Origin of the sequence: Flavobacterium seoulense, from assembly GCF_000695795.1 — a bacterium.
GTDB classification, from domain to species: Bacteria; Bacteroidota; Bacteroidia; order Flavobacteriales; family Flavobacteriaceae; genus Flavobacterium; species Flavobacterium seoulense.
Map to the genome: position 1 here is coordinate 1 of NZ_JNCA01000005.1, position 17,247 is coordinate 17,247.

Sequence of the window (17,247 nt, forward strand, 5' to 3'; positions counted from 1 at the left end):
TGCTTTTTAGCACAGTTCATTTCGACGAAGGAATTGATTGCTGAGCTATTAAATGAGATCCCTCCTTCGTCGGGATGACAAACTAAACCATAATTTAATCTGTAACCTTAGGCAAAAATGCAAAACTTACCCAAAAACAAAAAAATAATTCTCTTTGATGGCGTTTGTAATTTGTGCAATTCGGCGGTGCAGTTTATTATTGAAAGAGATAAAAAAGATGTTTTTCGGTTTGTGGCTTTGCAATCTGATTTAGGGAAAGAAATTTGCAATTATATAGGTATAGATAATACGAAAACCGATAGTATTATTTTATACGAACCAGGAATTGCATACTATTACAAATCAGAGGCGGCATTAAAAATTGCTTCACAATTGGGTGGATTTTATGGTTTTATGGCTGGTATTAATTTTTTACCTAAAAAAATCAACGATATTATTTACGATTACATTGCTAAAAACCGTTATAAATGGTACGGCAAAAAAGAACATTGCATGATTCCTACTCCTGAATTGAAAGCGAAGTTTTTAGTTTAGCTTAAATTGCTTATTAAACATAAAGATCACAAAGAAATATTATTCTTTATGGTTAAAAATTTTTAGAAAATAAAAGAAAATTATAGTTTATCCTTTTTCCTACGCTGGCGTTCTTTAATAATCATTTCCAGTTCGCGGCTTGTTTGTCCTATAACTGCGGTGTTTTCCTGAGCACGACGAATTAGATAAGGAACCACTTCTTTAACCGGACCAAAAGGAACATATTTAGCAACATTATAATTATGTTCAGCCAGATTAAAACTCATGGCATCGCTCATTCCGTAAAGTTGCCCAAACCAAATTCGGGAATCATTTGTTAAGATATTTTTTTGCTGCAGTAATTCCATTAAATAATATGCACTTGCTTCGTTATGTGTTCCTGCAAAAAGCGAAAAAACATCTAAATTATCGGTAATATATTGTAAAGCTGAATCGAAATTTTCATCTGTTTTCTGTTTGCTGGAACAAATTGGCGATTGATAATTATTCTCTTCGGCTCGCTCGTTTTCTTTTTCCATATAAGCGCCACGAACTAATTTTATTCCGATGTGAAAGCCCTCATTTTTTGCTGTTTGGTGTATCTCTTTCAAATAATCCATTCGATCCCAGCGATACATTTGCAAAGTATTATAAACTATCGCCTTTTCTTTATTGTATTGACGCATCATTTTAAGAATCAAACCATCGGCTGTCGTTTGTAGCCAGCTTTCTTCGGCATCAATTAAAATAGCTAATTTTTTTTGATGTGCAGTTTGGCAAACTTTTTCAAAACGAGCAATTACATTCGACCATTCTTTTTGTTCTTGCTGATTTAAAATCTCACCTTTTCCTATTTTTTCATACAAAGCAACTCGGCCAAAACTTGATGGTTTAAAAACGGCGAAAGGAATTGCAGGACGTTCTTTGGCAAAATCAATAATTTTTAAGGTTTTTTGGAGTGCATTTTTAAATTCAGTTTCAGTTGCTTTTCCTTCCACTGCATAATCCAGAACAGTAGAAACTCCTTTAGTAGCTAGATTATCAACTACTTTCAGACTATCTTCTTTGTTAATTCCGCCACAAAAATGATTAAAAATGGTTTTCTTAATTATGTTTTCAATTGGTAAATGAAGTTGTAATGCCAGCTCAATCATTCGTGTACCAATTTTTACCAATAACTTATAATTCATCATTTTAAAAAGAAAATAAGATGCATTCAACTGACTATTACTTTTTAAAGCAAAAGCGATTTGGGTGTTATCGAATATCTTTTTCATTTTTTTTGTTATTTAAAACAAATATAGCCAGAGTTATTAATATTAATTACTAGAAATTACCTTATTTTGCATTTCAAAATTAATAAATACAGATGCAAACAATTCAAGCCAATAACTACCCAATCTATTTTAACGAAAAAGGATACGAAGCTTTAAATCTTCATCTAACTCAAAATAAATATTCGAACATTTTTATACTTGTAGACAGTAATACCAATGAATTTTGTTTATCGAAATTGCTGCCTAACATTGAAACTGATTTAAATGTAGAAATTGTAGAATTTGAAGCTGGTGAGGAAAATAAAAACATTGAAACCTGCGTTGAAATATGGAAAGTACTTACTGAGCTTGGCGGAGACAGAAAAAGTTTAGTAATCAATCTTGGTGGTGGTGTTGTGACAGATCTTGGTGGATTTGTAGCTTCAACTTTCAAACGAGGTGTTGATTTTATTCATATCCCAACAACTTTGCTTTCTATGGTGGATGCTTCAGTAGGCGGAAAAAATGGTGTTGATTTAGGTAATTTAAAAAACCAAATTGGTGTTATCAATGTTCCTAATATGGTACTTATTGATACGCAATATTTAGAAACGGTTCCTCAAAACGAAATGCGTTCCGGTCTTGCTGAAATGTTGAAACACGGTTTGATTTATGATAAAAAATACTGGGAAGAATTTCTAGATATTTCAACTATTAATTTTGATGATCTTGACGAATTAATCTACAGATCTGTTGAAATTAAAAATGAAATTGTAAAACAAGATCCTACAGAGAAAAACATTCGTAAAGCGTTGAATTTTGGGCACACATTAGGTCATGCTATTGAAGGTTATTTTCTGGAAAGTGAAACTAAAACAACCTTACTTCACGGTGAGGCAATTGCTGTAGGAATGATTCTTGAAAGTTATATTTCATTGCATAAAGGATTAATTTCTAAAGAAGAATATGCTCAAATTAAAACTGTGTTGAAATCAATTTATGAAGACATCGTTTTTGAAGAAGCAGATATCGAGCCTATCTTAGAATTACTAATTCACGATAAAAAAAATGAATATGGAAGTATTCAATTTGCATTAATTGAAGGTATCGGAAAGATAAAAATCAACCAAGCTGTTGAGAATGAATTAATTCTTGAGGCCTTTGAAGATTATAAATCGTAACTGTATTTTTTATAAAAAAGGATTGCATCACTTATATTTTATTATTTACATTTGCCGCAATGAAAAAAGATCAAAAACAAAGAAATTACAAGCCAAATCAAAGCCTGAACAATAGTTCTTTTTTAAGAACATTGAAGCGTTTTAGTTTGGTTATTGGTGGATTTCATTTTGATGTTTTTCAATACTTAAAAATAGAAAACGAAAAATTGCAGATTATATATGCAAATATTAGAGTTTGAATTATAGCTTACCATTGCTAATGTTAATCTATAAAAAATTAAAACTCTAAAATTCTAATGAATACAAAATATTCTGATCTAATCAATCAAACTTATTACTTCCCTCAGGAAGAGTTTAAACTTAACAAAGACAACCTTTTATTTCACAATATCGATTTGATGAAATTGGTTGAAAAATATGGTACTCCGTTAAAATTTACATACTTACCTCAAATCTCTAACAATATCAGCAAAGCAAAAAGCTGGTTTCGTAAAGCAATGGAGAAAAATAAATATGAGGGAAAATATTACTATTGCTATTGTACTAAAAGTTCTCATTTTGAATTTATCATGAATGAAGCTTTCAAGAACAATATTCATGTTGAAACTTCATCGGCATTTGATATTAATATTGTTGAAAATCTATTGAAAAATGGAAAAATCAACAAAAGTACTTATGTAATTTGTAATGGTTTTAAAAGAGACGAATACATTAGTAATATTGCCCGATTAATTAATAATGGCCATAAAAATACTATTCCAATTATTGATAATTACGAAGAGTTAGATTTACTTCAGGCAGAAATTAAAGGAAAATTCAAAATTGGAATCCGAATTGCTGCCGAAGAAGAACCTAAATTTGAGTTTTATACTTCAAGATTAGGAATTGGTTATAAAAACATTGTTAATTTCTACAAAAAGCAAATTCAGGAAAATAGTAATCTTGAATTAAAAATGCTTCACTTTTTCATCAATACCGGAATCAACGATACGGCTTATTACTGGAATGAATTAGTAAAATGTATTAAAGTATATATTGCTCTTAAAAAAGAGTGTCCTAGTCTTGACGGGTTGAATATTGGTGGTGGTTTCCCTATCAAAAATTCATTAGCTTTTGAATATGATTACCAATACATGATTGACGAAATCATCAATCAGATTAAAATTGCCTGCGAAGAAGCCGAAGTTGATGTTCCTAATATTTTTACAGAATTTGGTTCATTTACTGTAGGAGAAAGCGGTGGAGCAATTTATCAGGTATTATACCAAAAGCAACAAAACGACAGAGAAAAATGGAACATGATTGATTCATCTTTCATTACTACATTGCCTGATACCTGGGCAATTAATAAGCGTTTTATCATGTTGGCCGTAAACCGCTGGAATGATACTTACGAAAGAGTTCTTTTAGGTGGTTTGACTTGTGATAGTGATGACTATTACAACTCTGAACAAAACATGAATGCTATTTATTTACCAAAATATAACAAAGAAAAACCACTTTATATTGGGTTTTTCAATACAGGAGCCTACCAGGAAACCATTGGTGGATATGGAGGATTACACCACTGCTTAATACCACAACCTAAGCATATCTTAATTGACAGAGATGAAAATGGTATCTTGGCAACAGAAGTATTTTCGGAGCAACAAACCTCTGAAGACGTATTAAAAATATTAGGTTACAAATAAGAAATAATTAACAACACACACAATTAGTAAATTTATAATTTGATTATATTTGAGACCATTTACATTCAAATGCACCTAAATTTACAAAATACTTAAATCCCTTAAAATGAGTAAAGGACCGATCAGTCAGTTTATTGAAAAGCACTATTTACATTTCAATTCTGCATCTTTAGTCGATGCCGCAAAAGCTTATGAACAACAATTAGCTAATGGAGCTAAAATGATGGTAAGTATGGCTGGAGCAATGAGTACAGCAGAAATTGGAAAAATATTTGCTGAAATTATTCGCCAAGATAAAGTTCAAATTATTTCTTGTACAGGAGCAAACCTTGAAGAAGATATCATGAATTTAGTAGCTCATTCTCACTATGAGAGAGTTCCTAACTATCGTGATTTAACTCCTGAAGACGAATGGGCTTTGTTAGAAAGAGGATTAAATCGTGTAACTGATACTTGTATTCCTGAGCACGAAGCTTTCCGTAGACTGCAAAAACACATTTACAAAATCTGGAAAGATGCTGATGATAAAGGAGAGCGTTATTTTCCTCATGAATTCATGTACAAAATGTTACTTTCGGGAGTATTAGAAGAATATTACGAAATTGACTTAAAAGACAGCTGGATGTATGCTGCTGCTGAGAAAAATTTACCTATTATTGTTCCAGGATGGGAAGATAGCACTATGGGGAATATTTTTGCTTCCTATGTAATTAAAGGAGATTTAAAAGCATCAACAATGAAGTCTGGTATTGAATACATGACTTTCTTAGCTGATTGGTATCCAAAAAACAGTGAAAATGGTATTGGATTTTTCCAAATTGGTGGAGGTATCGCAGGAGACTTCCCTATTTGTGTAGTTCCAATGTTGTATCAGGATATGGAAATGCATAATATTCCATTCTGGAGTTATTTTTGCCAAATTTCAGATTCTACAACTAGTTATGGTTCGTATTCCGGAGCAGTTCCAAATGAGAAAATCACTTGGGGTAAACTAGATATTACAACACCTAAATTTATCATTGAATCTGATGCTACAATTGTAGCACCATTAATTTTTGCTTATTTATTAGATTTATAATACCATTTTTATGAAAAGAATTATTGTTGAGTACGCTAAACTGACAAATGAAATTTTAAACTTATTAGTTGAGAAATTTCCTGATGGATATGACGACGAAGATATTATTCGTTTTAAAAATGCTAAAAACGAATTAGTAGAAGCTGTTGAAGTTCGCACTGAAGACACTATCTACTTAGTAAAAGTAAGTACTAAACTTGCTGACAGAATCGAGAACTTTGACGAAGACGATGATATAGATGACGAAATCGAACCAATCGCTCCAATGAAAGGTTTAGATTTAGACGATGACATTAATGATGATGACGATGAAGAAGAAGATAATGACAAACCAGAGTTTGATGATGAAGATGATGAGGATAAAGATAAATCTGATTCAGATGGTGACGATGACGAAGATGATGAAGATTAATTCATAACAATACATAAAAAGGAGCTCAAAAAAGAGTTCCTTTTTTTATACCATAAATACAATCCAGCTTTCCTAAAATGATTTCTTCAAAAATATTACACACTACACTTAAAGAAAATTTTGGATTCGAAAAATTCAGAAGCAATCAGGAAGAAATTATAAGTACTATTTTAAAAGGTAATGATACTTTAGCTATTATGCCTACAGGTGGTGGAAAATCAATTTGTTTTCAATTACCTGCGTTACTTTTACCCGGAATTACTATTGTTATTTCGCCGCTTATAGCTTTGATGAAAGATCAGGTCGATAGTTTGAAAGCTAATGGAATTGCGGCTTGTTTTATAAACAGTACGCAAACAGAAGCTGAACAGCAACAACATATTGAAAACCTAAAAAGTAACAAAGTTAAACTGGTTTACATAGCTCCCGAAAGTTTGTCTTATCTCGACAATGCTTTTAGTATTCTTACTATAAGTCTAATTGCTATTGACGAAGCACATTGTATTTCGTCCTGGGGACATGACTTTAGGCCGGCTTATACTAATTTAGGCTATCTAAAAAACCGCTTCCCTTCTACTCCAGTTTTAGCTTTAACTGCTACTGCCGATAAAGCTACACGTCAAGATATTAGCAATCAATTAAACTTAAGAAATCCATCCGTTTTTATTGCTTCTTTTGATCGAAAGAACCTTAGGTTAGAAGTTCGTCCAGCCTTAGACAGAGTTAAACAAATTATTGAATTTATAGAATCAAAACCAAATGATTCAGGCATTATTTATTGCCTTAGCAGAAAAACTACCGAAGAACTTGCTGAAAAATTATCTAAAGCAGGAATCAGTATTAAAGCATACCATGCAGGCTTAGACAGTGAAATTCGTTCTAAAACTCAGGATGAATTTATCAACGATCAATGTCAGGTGGTTTGCGCAACAGTTGCTTTTGGAATGGGAATTGACAAATCTAATGTTCGTTGGGTTATTCATTATAATTTACCTAAAAATATCGAAGGATATTATCAGGAAATTGGTCGTGCTGGTCGTGATGGTTTAAATTCAGAAACTATTTTGTTCGAAAGTTACGGTGATATGATTCAGTTGCAAAAATTTGCTTCTCAGGGACAAAATGCCGAAATTCAATTGGCCAAACTCGAAAGAATGAAACAATATGCCGATGCACTAAGTTGTCGTCGAAAAATATTGCTTTCGTATTTTGGAGAAATAGTAACCGAAAATTGTAATAATTGTGACATTTGCAATAATCCCCCCGCCTTCTTTGATGGAACGATTATAGCTCAAAAGGCGCTTTCGGCTATTATTAGACTTAAAGAATCAGAACCGTTGCCAGTTATCGTTGATTTTTTAAGAGGCTCTAAAAACGCTTATATTTACGAAAAAGAATATCAAAATTTAAAAACTTATGGTGTTGGTATTGAAACATCCTGGCATGACTGGAATCAATATTTGATTCAGTTAATTAATTTGGGATATTGCGAAATTGCTTTTCATCAGCAAAACAAAATCAAATTAACTCCTTTGGCTAGAAAAGTATTATTCGAAAAAGAAAAAGTACAACTCAATACGGTACAAAAAGTAAATCTCGAAAAAACTTCGATTAAAGAAACAAAACCAAAAGTAATTACCAATTCACTTTTTGAAAGTTTACGCAAATTGCGTTACGAAATTGCCAAAGAAGAAGATGTCCCTGCTTATGTCATTTTTAGTGATGCTACTTTACGCCAAATGGAAATTAACCGTCCTATGAGCGAGGAAGAATTAATAATAATTGACGGTGTTGGAAAAGCCAAATTAGAAAAATACGGTGATGCATTCATCAAAACCATTATTGCTTTTCAAAAGGATAAAAAAACAAAAACCAAAAAAGAATCCAGTACTTACAAAGAAACTTTATCTTTATACGAGCAAGGCTTCACTGTTGATGAAATTGCTGCGAAAAGAAAATTAGGCACCGGAACTATCATGTCGCATTTAGCAAAACTCTATTCAGATGGAGCTTCAATTGATTTGTGCCAATTTGTTTCAAAAGAAGAAGTTAAACTAATTAAAGAAGCTTCTGAAGAATTAGAAAAACCTACTGCACTAAAACCTTATTTTGATTATTTTGAAGAAAAAATAGCATACGAAAAAATCAGGCTGGCTTTAGCCATTATCGAAAAAGAAGACAACAACTAAAATTATGATCTACTCCTTTCCTCCTTTTGTCAACGCCGAAACTGAAACTTTAATTCTTGGAACTATGCCCGGAATTGCGTCATTAGAAAAACAGGAATATTATGCACATCCTCGCAATCATTTCTGGAAAATCATCTATACTTTATTTGATAAATTACCAGTTTCTGTTGTTTTTGAAGAAAAAATAAAAGTATTACAAAATAATAAAATCGGAATTTGGGATGTTTTGGAAAATTGCGAACGCGAAGGAAGTTTAGATATTCACATCAAAAATCATAAACCGAATGATTTTGAAAATTTATTTAAAGAATATCCAAATATCAAGAAAATCATCTTCAACGGAAAAGAAAGCCATCGCTATTTTATTAAAAATTTTGGGCAAATAAAAGGCATTACGTATCATGTAATGCCTTCTACAAGTCCCGCTAATACGATGTCTTTTGAAAACAAGTTAAAAATATGGTCAACTTGTTTTGAATAATTTAAAGGTATCTTTCTTTAAATACTTTTTGATGGTGTTTTTGATGTCCAATGATGATAAAACCTATCGCACGAACCGAAATTTCAGCATTTGAAGCAATTCCGATTCTTTTTAACTGCTCTTCCGAAAAACTTTTAAAAAGTGCCAAAGTACTCTGACGCACAATTGACAACTCGGTTAACAAACTCTGCAAATGCCTGTTGTTAGCATCAGTATTTGCTGCAAAATCATTTTCATCAAATCCTGCTAATGGCGTTTTATCATTTCGGGAAACTCTTAAAGCACGATAAGCAAAAACACGTTCGGTATCTATTATATGCTGGATAATTTCTTTGATAGTCCATTTGCCTTCGGCATAGCGATAATCAAATTTATCCATTGGAATATCCTGAACAAAACGAATAAAATCATGAAGACTTATTTCTAAGTCTTCATATAAATCTCCATTTCCAGCTGCATTGATATAAGTAGCATTAAATTCAGAATATTCGTTTTTTGGTATATCTGTTACCTTCATAATCTAAAATTATGCTGAGTTTCTACTGGCATTAGTATTTCCGAATAAAGAACGCATTACGATTTTCTCGTAAACTTTGATTAGTTTTTCATCTGGAACACTTTCTTTGTTCAATTCGTTAATTCGTAATAAAGCATATTGCTGAATAGTCAACAATGGCAATACAATACGCTCTCTTACCTGAATAGAAGCTATTCCGTCAGGATAATTTTCCATCAGTTCTTTATGACCTGCAATTTTTAACAATAATCGTTTAGTTTCTAAAAACTCATCGTAGATATTTTGCCAGAATTCACCAAATTCAGGATCATTTCTCATGTAAGCTGTTAATGGGAAAAATGATTTTGCCAATGACATCATACTGTTTTCTAACAATGTTTTAAAGAACATTGAATTATCATACAATGCCTGAACTTTATCCCATTGATTAGTATCTTCAAAATGTTTCAAAGCAGCTCCAACTCCATAAAAACCTGGAACGTTTTGCTTTAATTGGCTCCATGAACCCACAAATGGAATTGCTCTTAAATCTTTAAAATCTAATTTTTCAGATTTACTTCTTTTAGAAGGACGGCTTCCAATATTTGTTTTTGCATAATATTTCAACGTACTCATTTTTTCTAAGTACGGAATAAACTTATCGTGATTCTTAAAACTTAAATACTTCTCATATCCCAATTGAGATAACTGAGTCATTACCGCTTTATCTTCATCAGATAATTTATTCAATTCTTTATTAAATACCTGATTGGTAACACCGGCACTTAACAAGTTTTCTAAATTATAACGGCAAGAATCTAAAGTCCCAAAATTAGAACTAATAGTCTGTCCCTGAACAGTAACCTGAATTTCTTTATTTTCAATATTTGGCCCTAAAGAAGCATAAAATTTATGAGTTTTTCCTCCTCCACGAGCTGGTGGTCCGCCACGTCCGTCAAAGAAAATTACTTTAACACCATATTTTCTGGACATAGCTGTCAATTCTTCTTTAGCCTGATAAATACTCCAGTTAGCCATTAAATAACCACCATCTTTAGTTCCGTCAGAGAATCCAAGCATGATAGTTTGTTTCATTCCTCTGCTGGCAATATGAGCAGCATAAACCGGATTTGTATATAATTGCTCCATCACATTGTGTGCGTTTTGCAAATCGTCTACTGATTCGAATAAAGGCACAATATCAACTGAAGGGTGTTCCCAGTTATTTAATCTAAACAAAGCAAATGCTTCTAAAACATTCACCGCATTTTCGTTATTACTAATGATATAACGATTAGCTCCTAACTCACCATTGCTTCCTTGAATTTGCTGAATAGCACGTATCGACTCAAGAGTTGACTGGGTCATTTCGTTTTTAAAATCAGTAGGATTTAAATCACCTTTTGCATTTGCTAAAACTTCAATTTTGTCAGCTTCTGATAATTCGTAATAGTTTTTAGGGAAAACATCTTTACCATTAGCCTGATAAAAATCGAATACATCTTTAAATACAGCATCATGAATTTTACTGTTCTGACGAATATCTAAAGTAGCAAAATGGAATCCGAACAAATTAATTTTGATCAATAAAGCTTCTAATTCATCAAGATATAAAGATTGATGTTGCTCTATGATAATAGTTCTAATTTTATTTAACTGTGATTTAAATTCTTCCAGAGTGATAAAAATATCTCCTTTCGAATAAAATACAGAACGGTATAATTTGTTTTCAAGTTCAGAAACTAAAACATCTACCCCAGGGAAAGTTAATTTCCTTTTTAAGTTTCTCATTTCGAAATAGTAACATTTCAAAATAGAAGTTCTTAAACGATCAGCAACTTTTAAAGTAATATCAGTCGTTACAAATGGATTTCCATCTCTATCTCCTCCTGGCCAGAATCCAAGTTGAATAATTGGATTTTTAATTCCCTCAGGAGAAATATTGGTTTCTAAATAATGCATCATATCACCAGCGGTGTTGTAAAATACATTTTCTAAATACCAAATTAAACTTACAGCCTCATCAAAAGGATTTGGTTTTTCGTTTTTTATAAATGGAGTTTTACCTAATTGCGCTAATAATTGCTTAATTTGAAGTAAGTTATTATCACGAATGGCTTCAGTTAAATCGTTGATAATTCCTAAAACTGCACCTGGATAAAATTGTGTAGGATGCGCTGTTAAAACAGGTCTTACATTAAAATTTTCTAAAAATTCAATTAATTCTTCGTTTTTCCCTCTAGCATCTGCTTTTTCCTTAATATCTCTCAAAGAACCGCGTCCTTCCATATTATTTACAATAGGAAAAGCTGCATCTTCAATAGCATCAAATAACACAATTTGACGTTCGATATACTGAATAAAACGAAACATTAAGTCAATCTTATCAGTTTCTACATCAGTATGTAAATATTTTTTAGAGAAGAATTCAAAGATTTCCTTTGGTGTTTCCATTTTTTTAAAACCTGTTTCACAAACTTCTGTGAATAAAGGTAATAAAGCACCTGTGTTATCTATAGAATCAAAAGGTAAAGTAATGAAAACGCTGTTGTAAATATTATATTTAGAGAGAACATTTTGATTAAAACGTTCTATTTTAGGGAGCGTATACATAGAATTATGTTAAATTATTTAGTTAATGTGTTGTATATTATTTTTCAAAAAAAAAGAACCCCAAGAGTCAACTTGAGGTACTATTTTTAATAATCCTTCAAGTTCAATTACATATTTTTGAAGATAGTATGCATCAAACGCTTCTTGTCGTTGATACTTTCCTCAAGAGAAATCATAGTTTCTGTTCTGTAAACACCATCAATATCATCAATCATAAAGATTACATCTTTAGCATGCTTAGTATCTTTGGCTCTTATTTTACAAAAAATATTAAATTTTCCTGTTGTTACAGAAGCTACAGTAACGAATGGAATTTCATTAATACGCTGTAAAACAAATTTAGTTTGAGAAGTGTTGTTTAAGAACACACCTACATAAGCAATAAATGAATAACCTAACTTATCATAATCAAGAACCAGTGAAGATCCCATTATGATACCAGCGTCTTCCATTTTCTTAACTCTAACATGCACTGTTCCAGCTGAAATTAATAATTTCTTAGCAATATCCGTAAACGGAACTCTCGTATTGTCAATCAACATGTCTAATATCTGATGATCTACTTCATCTAAACGGAACTTACTCATATTTCTCTAATTATATTATTAATTATCATTTAAAGGCATAAAAATATACATAAAAACGATAAAGTCGTACAAAAAATTACTTTTTTATCAGTCCATTAACAAAAAAAAGTTTTTTATCTAAACTAAAATTCGCTTTATGATCTAATTTTGGAGCATTTCCTTCCGCATCTTCATAACTGGCTCCCTGAGCATCAAAAACTTCATGACCGAAAAACTCATCTAAATCATCAAGCCTTGCAATATAAGCGTTAAAATTAATGACACCATCAATCAACTCTTCCTTATATTGTGCTGCAAAATTCGTTATTTTTTCAATACCGTCATAATTTATTTTAATGTTTTTGTATATAAAATCATAAAAAACGACTTTATTTTGAGGAATATTCAAATAATCCTCTGTTCTATTAATTTCTATAACGTTTTCGTTGAGTATTGTGAAACTTGAAAGCAATGCGAAGAAAATATATTTTCGTGTAACCTCTCTTTGATAGTCTCCTGGAAAATGTCCCGCTTCAAACAAAATCGTAGGAACACCAAGATATTGAAACGTATCTCCAATACAGTTGATATTAAAAGAATCATCAAATCGGCCAATTTGCCCCGGAATAAACTCCTGCAAAACATCATTCATTCCCGCAATTAAGTTAATCGCTTTTTGTCTGGAGTCGTTTATTTCTCTTTCTTCGTTATACGAAGGCGCTAAAAATGACACTGTAGCTGGTTTTCCTGTATCATCTACACCAAAAATAGTACGCTGATCATGTAGATTATAACAAAAATCAGGCTTGAATTCCTCAAAAACCGCTCGTAACATCTTACTTTCTGGCTGAGTTAAATCCTGAGAATCTCTATTTAAGTCAATTTCATTTGCATTGGCACGTGTGTACAAAGTTGCTCCATCAGGATTTAGCATTGGCAAACAACAAAAAGTAAAATTAGCCAACAATTCTTTAGCTAAATCAGAACCGTTATTTAATAGATTTAAAAAATCAAACAACGCTTTTGTCGTTGTACTTTCGTTACCGTGCATTTGTGACCAAAGATAAATTTTAGTCTTTCCGGTACCAATAACATATTTATAAATAGGTCTTCCTTGAACCGATTCACCAACAATCGAAAGTTGATTATCTGTATTTATTCTTTTTAATATAGGCTCAATTGACTCTAAAGTCAAATACCTTCCTTCAATCGTTTTTTCTTTGTTATCAAGAAACAATTGTTCTAAATTCATAATGTATTGTATTTGATTTACAAAAGTAAACATCTTTATTTTTACAAATGTAAACTTTAATTAGTGTTCACTTTTTACATTAATAAACAAGATTTCTAGTTTACTTAATGGGTTTGTATTTATAACAATTAACAAATGTCATCTGTTTTAGAATTACAAATCAATATTTTGTTTTTCAGTAATTTACAAACTATTAATTAATCTTTAAATGTAGATAAAAATCAGATTTTTTGATAATTTACAACTGTAAATAGGTTAATTTAAATTGTTTTGATTACATTTGTAAATATGTAATTTCAAATTGTATTTTACAATGGTAAACACTGACGATTTTATAAAAAGACTCGAAATTATCCTCGATTATTACAGTATCAATGCTTCTGCTTTTGCTGATAAAATTGGTGTGCAACGCTCTAGTTTGTCTCACCTGCTTTCGGGACGAAACAAGCCTAGTTTGGATTTTATTCTTAAAATTCTTGAAGTATACCCAGAAGTCGACTTGTACTGGATATTAAACGGAAAAGGTAATTTTCCTAAAAATGATGAAAACTTAAACGATTTAAAAGTAGCAACTAACTCCGCTCCTGCTTTAGAAACAGTTATTTCAAGCCTTAAACCAGCTAAAGATTTATTTTCGAATAATCCTACTGAAGAAAAAACTGCTATTTCTTTTAAAAAAACCAATGAAGCACTGCAAAACAACTCTGAAAAAGAAATTGAAAAAATAGTATTTTTCTACAAAGATGGAACTTTCAAAACCTTTAAACCTGATTAAAAAATAGCCCTAAATGCTTTTTTAATTACACCTAGGGCTGCTCAAAAAATAAAAAAAGATTTTTTATTTTCTTATAAGAAAGATTGAAGTTACACCTGCTTCTGCTCTTGAATTCAATGGAGTAGCATCACCAGAAACTGTTGCGTTAGCAAAAGTTAAAACTTTTCCACCACCGTTTAACCGTTCTGCAACATAAGTAGTATTAGTAACAGAATCATAAGATACATCTACCGGATTTCCTAATTGAGAATTAGCTCCTGAAATTCTAATTTGGTTACTTGTAGAAATAGTTCCTCCATTAGTAGTTGAAGCCCATACGCTGTTAAAGTTTTTAATATAAACTAATGCCCCGTCAGTAGCAGATGCTGCAATACCTACATCTGTAAGCACCATTAAATCGTCCTGAGCTGAATATGTGATTCCGTGAGTTCTAACTAATCCCTGAATAGTAACACGTTTCGTTGCAGTAATCGCTCCCGAAGCATTACTTAAAAAGTTTTTAAACTGAACAATATCTCCGGTTAAATCTACAACAGCATAAAGGTCGTTTCCTTCCATGTGAATACCCCATAACTTGAAATTAACCGTGTAAGTATTTTTTAGTGTAAATCCAGTGCTTGATTTTTGGTAAACTACTAATTTGTTTACTAAACCATTTAAATCTAATTCATCCTGAGCAACTATAATATTGTCTCCTGAAACTGCTGTTTCACGGGCATTAGTAAAATCAAGATTAGAACCACTGAAAGATAATGACAGTGATGTTGCGCCAGAAGTAGCTGCCGTTTTAATAGCTCCGTAAGACTCCAGTCTGTTATTTGTTCTGGAAGCCACTATGATATTATCAGTTTCCGGATGATACGAAATTCCTTCAGCATCAAGTGAAGTAATTGTGAAGGATTTAACCATTGCATTAGTTTCTAACAAATTAACATAAGAAACTTTACCTGAAGTATTACTTGATGTAACTAATGTTAATTCAGGATTGCTTGATGAATTGTCATCATCGTCATTTGAACAAGAAGACAACAACATCGCTAAGACTGTACAAGAAATAAATAATTTTTTCATAAGTATAATTTTAAAGGTTATTTTAATTACGAAAATATATTCTCTTTGTTTTTAAAAAGTTACATTATTTTTCTAATAACTTTCATAATTAATATCCTAATAACTTTTTTTTTATAAGAAACTTAGAAATAGTATCTTTAGTAAAAACAGCATTCATGTTAAAAAAAATACTCAGTTATTTCTATCCTATAAAAATTTACAGCCAAGATTCATCTTTGAGCAAATCATTAGAAATTACCTGGTCTAACGGTGATTTAGTTGTCGATTCGTTAAATACAAATTATTCGTATGGAAGCTTACAACGCATTTTAAAATTAGGCTTAAAAAATATTGGTTTTTCCAAAATTCAAAAAATGAATACTGTTTTAGTGCTTGGAGTTGCCGGAGGAAGTGTCATCAAAACTTTAATTGACGACATTGATTACAAAGGAAAAATTACAGGAGTAGAAATCGATTCTGAAATCATCAAAATTGCTAACAGATATTTTAAGCTGGATGAAATTGAGCAGCTCCAAATTGTTATTGACGATGCTTTTGAATTTGTTCTAAAAACCAAAGAAAAGTACGATCTAATTATTATTGATATTTTTCAGGATACTAAAATGCCTAATTTTCTTTTCGAAGATTTTTTTATAGATCGCATTTGTCATTTATTAAAAAGTAAAGGTTTTGTTCTTTTTAATACGATGCTTTTAAGTAAGGCAGAAAATCTTAGAAACCAAAAATTAATCAACGAATTTAAAACTGAAGATTTTTCGATAAAATCAATTCCAAGAGTTGAAAAACACAATGAATTAATTGTTATCGAAAAATTGGTTTGAAATTGAATTAAGAAGCTTTATAAAACAAAGCCACGAATTCACAATTTTATTTTCAATTCGTGAATTCGTGGCAAAAAGTTAACTTATTATCTAAACAATCTTTCTGGCTTTTTCTAAATCTTCTTTGGTATCAATACCAATTCCGGCATGAGTCGTTTCGACCATTTTAATCTGTTTGCCAAATTCCAAATAGCGTAGTTGTTCTAATTTTTCTGAAGCTTCTAAAGATTTCATTGGCAAATGATAAAAATCCAATAAGGCTTGTTTTCTAAAAGCATATACCCCGATGTGTTTCATATAACGAACCCCTACATTTTGCTCTCTTGGATACGGAATCACCGAACGTGAAAAATACAATGCAAAATTGTTTTGATTCACCACCACTTTTACATTATTCGGATTGTTGATTTCTTCCTCGTCTTTGATTTCATACATCAATGAAGCCAAATCGACTTTTTTATCCAAGTCGTTTTTAAAAACTTCGATTACTTCTTTTAAAGGTTCGGCATTAATAAAAGGTTCATCTCCCTGTACATTGATTACAATATCTACATCAAGATTTTCAACTGCTTCAGCAATTCGGTCACTTCCTGATTCATGTTCTTTGATACTCATAATGGCTTTTCCGCCATGAGAAACAATTTCGTCAAAAATTAAATTGGAATCCGTTACTACAAAAACATCATCAAACAAATTTGTATTTACTGCTGCTTGATAAGTTCTTAAAATAACTGTTTTTCCTCCCAGATCCTGCATTAATTTGGCATGGAATCGTGTCGAGGCGTAACGGGCTGGAATGACTGCTATTATTTTCATTTTATTTTTTAACGACTAAGGCGCAAAGATATATTT

General features: G+C 31.3%; 17 protein-coding genes. 10 read left to right on the forward strand and 7 right to left on the reverse strand.

All coding sequences use genetic code 11. The features are described 5' to 3' along the window. The first annotated feature begins 117 nt into the window (after positions 1 to 117). On the forward strand, positions 118 to 534 hold the full coding sequence (locus FEM21_RS02810) for a thiol-disulfide oxidoreductase DCC family protein (protein ID WP_035657540.1): 417 nt from the start codon (positions 118 to 120) through the stop codon (positions 532 to 534). An 80-nt stretch (positions 535 to 614) separates the two neighbouring features. Here FEM21_RS02810 and FEM21_RS02815 read toward each other — a convergent pair whose 3' ends face one another. After that, a complete protein-coding gene (locus tag FEM21_RS02815; RefSeq protein ID WP_035657543.1) occupies positions 615 to 1,790 on the reverse strand; it encodes a proline dehydrogenase family protein in 1,176 nt (391 codons plus the stop codon). 92 nt (positions 1,791 to 1,882) lie between these two features. Between FEM21_RS02815 and aroB the strand changes: the two genes are divergently transcribed. The 7 genes from aroB to FEM21_RS02850 all read left to right on the forward strand — a co-directional run bounded on the left by aroB (position 1,883) and on the right by FEM21_RS02850 (position 8,801). After that, positions 1,883 to 2,950: a 3-dehydroquinate synthase gene (gene aroB / locus FEM21_RS02820; protein ID WP_035657545.1), complete on the forward strand. Its 1,068-nt coding sequence runs from the start codon at positions 1,883 to 1,885 to the stop codon at positions 2,948 to 2,950. A 59-nt stretch (positions 2,951 to 3,009) separates the two neighbouring features. Next, complete coding sequence (locus FEM21_RS02825; RefSeq protein ID WP_035657548.1) at positions 3,010 to 3,189, forward strand: hypothetical protein; 180 nt, start codon at positions 3,010 to 3,012, stop codon at positions 3,187 to 3,189. A gap of 57 nt (positions 3,190 to 3,246) precedes the next feature. Continuing rightward, positions 3,247 to 4,641: a type III PLP-dependent enzyme domain-containing protein gene (locus FEM21_RS02830; protein ID WP_035657550.1), complete on the forward strand. Its 1,395-nt coding sequence runs from the start codon at positions 3,247 to 3,249 to the stop codon at positions 4,639 to 4,641. A 106-nt stretch (positions 4,642 to 4,747) separates the two neighbouring features. Then, a complete protein-coding gene (locus FEM21_RS02835) occupies positions 4,748 to 5,719 on the forward strand; it encodes a deoxyhypusine synthase family protein (protein ID WP_035657553.1) in 972 nt (323 codons plus the stop codon). Between the two features lie 10 nt (positions 5,720 to 5,729). Then, positions 5,730 to 6,131, forward strand: coding sequence for a hypothetical protein (locus FEM21_RS02840; RefSeq protein WP_035657556.1), 402 nt, complete (start codon positions 5,730 to 5,732; stop codon positions 6,129 to 6,131). Between the two features lie 77 nt (positions 6,132 to 6,208). Then, a complete protein-coding gene (recQ, locus tag FEM21_RS02845) occupies positions 6,209 to 8,320 on the forward strand; it encodes a DNA helicase RecQ (protein ID WP_035657557.1) in 2,112 nt (703 codons plus the stop codon). 4 nt (positions 8,321 to 8,324) lie between these two features. Further along, positions 8,325 to 8,801 carry a DNA-deoxyinosine glycosylase gene (locus FEM21_RS02850; protein WP_035657559.1) on the forward strand — a complete coding sequence of 159 codons (477 nt, stop codon included), beginning with the start codon at positions 8,325 to 8,327 and terminating at the stop codon, positions 8,799 to 8,801. Position 8,802: 1 nt separating this feature from the next. On the opposite strand, the gene FEM21_RS02855 is transcribed toward FEM21_RS02850, so the two are convergent. From FEM21_RS02855 to FEM21_RS02870, 4 genes are all read right to left on the reverse strand, one after another. Then, positions 8,803 to 9,318, reverse strand: coding sequence for a DinB family protein (locus FEM21_RS02855; RefSeq protein WP_035657562.1), 516 nt, complete (start codon positions 9,316 to 9,318; stop codon positions 8,803 to 8,805). 9 nt (positions 9,319 to 9,327) lie between these two features. Further along, a complete protein-coding gene (locus FEM21_RS02860; RefSeq protein WP_035657565.1) occupies positions 9,328 to 11,910 on the reverse strand; it encodes a phosphoenolpyruvate carboxylase in 2,583 nt (860 codons plus the stop codon). A 107-nt stretch (positions 11,911 to 12,017) separates the two neighbouring features. After that, positions 12,018 to 12,497, reverse strand: a complete 480-nt coding sequence (locus tag FEM21_RS02865; RefSeq protein ID WP_007139244.1) for an Lrp/AsnC family transcriptional regulator — start codon at positions 12,495 to 12,497, stop codon at positions 12,018 to 12,020. A gap of 76 nt (positions 12,498 to 12,573) precedes the next feature. Then, complete coding sequence (locus FEM21_RS02870) at positions 12,574 to 13,728, reverse strand: M14 family metallopeptidase (protein ID WP_035657568.1); 1,155 nt, start codon at positions 13,726 to 13,728, stop codon at positions 12,574 to 12,576. 313 nt (positions 13,729 to 14,041) lie between these two features. Between FEM21_RS02870 and FEM21_RS02875 the strand changes: the two genes are divergently transcribed. Next, entirely contained in the window at positions 14,042 to 14,503 is a 462-nt protein-coding gene (locus tag FEM21_RS02875; RefSeq protein WP_035657570.1) for a helix-turn-helix domain-containing protein, read from the forward strand. Between the two features lie 63 nt (positions 14,504 to 14,566). Here FEM21_RS02875 and FEM21_RS02880 read toward each other — a convergent pair whose 3' ends face one another. After that, positions 14,567 to 15,574 (reverse strand): hypothetical protein, encoded by a 1,008-nt coding sequence (locus tag FEM21_RS02880; RefSeq protein WP_035657572.1) that lies wholly within the window; start codon positions 15,572 to 15,574, stop codon positions 14,567 to 14,569. A gap of 155 nt (positions 15,575 to 15,729) precedes the next feature. Here FEM21_RS02880 and FEM21_RS02885 point away from each other — a divergent pair, with 155 nt between their 5' ends. Further along, positions 15,730 to 16,395 (forward strand): spermidine synthase, encoded by a 666-nt coding sequence (locus FEM21_RS02885; protein ID WP_035657575.1) that lies wholly within the window; start codon positions 15,730 to 15,732, stop codon positions 16,393 to 16,395. Between the two features lie 90 nt (positions 16,396 to 16,485). Here FEM21_RS02885 and kdsB read toward each other — a convergent pair whose 3' ends face one another. Next, a complete protein-coding gene (gene kdsB, locus FEM21_RS02890; RefSeq protein WP_035657577.1) occupies positions 16,486 to 17,211 on the reverse strand; it encodes a 3-deoxy-manno-octulosonate cytidylyltransferase in 726 nt (241 codons plus the stop codon). Between the last annotated feature and the right edge of the window lie 36 nt (positions 17,212 to 17,247).

Excerpts from the sequence above, each read along its gene's own strand:
- FEM21_RS02860 (WP_035657565.1), bottom strand. The coding sequence starts at position 11,910 with ATGTATACGCTCCCTAAAATAGAACGTTTTAATCAAAATGTTCTCTCT.
- FEM21_RS02855 (WP_035657562.1), bottom strand. The coding sequence starts at position 9,318 with ATGAAGGTAACAGATATACCAAAAAACGAATATTCTGAATTTAATGCT.
- kdsB (WP_035657577.1), bottom strand. The coding sequence starts at position 17,211 with ATGAAAATAATAGCAGTCATTCCAGCCCGTTACGCCTCGACACGATTC.
- FEM21_RS02825 (WP_035657548.1), top strand. The coding sequence starts at position 3,010 with ATGAAAAAAGATCAAAAACAAAGAAATTACAAGCCAAATCAAAGCCTG.
- FEM21_RS02815 (WP_035657543.1), bottom strand. The coding sequence starts at position 1,790 with ATGAAAAAGATATTCGATAACACCCAAATCGCTTTTGCTTTAAAAAGT.
- FEM21_RS02885 (WP_035657575.1), top strand. The coding sequence starts at position 15,730 with ATGTTAAAAAAAATACTCAGTTATTTCTATCCTATAAAAATTTACAGC.
- aroB (WP_035657545.1), top strand. The coding sequence starts at position 1,883 with ATGCAAACAATTCAAGCCAATAACTACCCAATCTATTTTAACGAAAAA.
- FEM21_RS02870 (WP_035657568.1), bottom strand. The coding sequence starts at position 13,728 with ATGAATTTAGAACAATTGTTTCTTGATAACAAAGAAAAAACGATTGAA.
- FEM21_RS02880 (WP_035657572.1), bottom strand. The coding sequence starts at position 15,574 with ATGAAAAAATTATTTATTTCTTGTACAGTCTTAGCGATGTTGTTGTCT.
- FEM21_RS02835 (WP_035657553.1), top strand. The coding sequence starts at position 4,748 with ATGAGTAAAGGACCGATCAGTCAGTTTATTGAAAAGCACTATTTACAT.
- FEM21_RS02875 (WP_035657570.1), top strand. The coding sequence starts at position 14,042 with ATGGTAAACACTGACGATTTTATAAAAAGACTCGAAATTATCCTCGAT.
- recQ (WP_035657557.1), top strand. The coding sequence starts at position 6,209 with ATGATTTCTTCAAAAATATTACACACTACACTTAAAGAAAATTTTGGA.
- FEM21_RS02830 (WP_035657550.1), top strand. The coding sequence starts at position 3,247 with ATGAATACAAAATATTCTGATCTAATCAATCAAACTTATTACTTCCCT.
- FEM21_RS02850 (WP_035657559.1), top strand. The coding sequence starts at position 8,325 with ATGATCTACTCCTTTCCTCCTTTTGTCAACGCCGAAACTGAAACTTTA.
- FEM21_RS02840 (WP_035657556.1), top strand. The coding sequence starts at position 5,730 with ATGAAAAGAATTATTGTTGAGTACGCTAAACTGACAAATGAAATTTTA.
- FEM21_RS02810 (WP_035657540.1), top strand. The coding sequence starts at position 118 with ATGCAAAACTTACCCAAAAACAAAAAAATAATTCTCTTTGATGGCGTT.
- FEM21_RS02865 (WP_007139244.1), bottom strand. The coding sequence starts at position 12,497 with ATGAGTAAGTTCCGTTTAGATGAAGTAGATCATCAGATATTAGACATG.